The following is a 527-nucleotide window of genomic DNA, read 5'->3' as shown; positions in this document are numbered from 1 at the left end:
GCGTCAGGTCGCGCGAGACGACGGCGAGTTTTCCGTCGCGCGTCCCGTCCTTCAGTGTGGCAAGCTTCATGCGGTTTCCTCTCCTCGTGCAGCTTTGGCGCTGCTTAACTCCACAACAAGGCCGTCGCGGGCGATCGTCAAGTCGCCGGCCCATGTTTTCCTGACAGCGGTGGTCCAGTCGGCTTCGCCGATCTCGGCATCGTCGGCCGGGATGAGGTGATTGAGCACCAATCTCTTCACGCCGGCATCGCTGGCGATGCGACCGGCTTCCGCGGCAAAACTGTGGCTGGCGAGCAGATGTTCTTTCAGCCGCGCGCCATTGCCGGTCTTGGCGACCAGGCGCTCGATGCCTTGTTCGAGCATGGCCTCGTGGACGAGGATGTCGGCGCCCCTAGCGAAATCGGACAGCGGCGGAAAGAACGCGGTGTCGGCGGAGAAGACGACGCTTTTGCCCGCATGGTCGAAGCGCAAGGCAAAGCAGTCGGTCACCGGCGGATGGTCGACGCGCAGCGCCGAAACGCCGAAAC

General features: G+C 63.9%; 2 protein-coding genes. Both read right to left on the bottom strand.

All coding sequences use genetic code 11. The annotated features are described in order from the left end of the window. Nucleotides 1–70, bottom strand: a 70-nt coding sequence (locus AC1DX0_RS37015) for a hypothetical protein (RefSeq protein WP_477359663.1), incomplete at its 3' end; no start/stop codon positions are given. Continuing rightward, a partial coding sequence (locus AC1DX0_RS37010) for an MBL fold metallo-hydrolase (RefSeq protein ID WP_477359660.1) occupies nucleotides 67–527 on the bottom strand: 461 nt, incomplete at its 5' end. The genes AC1DX0_RS37015 and AC1DX0_RS37010, both read right to left, overlap by 4 nt.

The organism is Mesorhizobium sp. P3_A9 (genome assembly GCF_056402975.1).
Note: the sequence above shows the minus strand (reverse complement) of the source record. Positions and strands in the feature narration are given on the sequence as shown.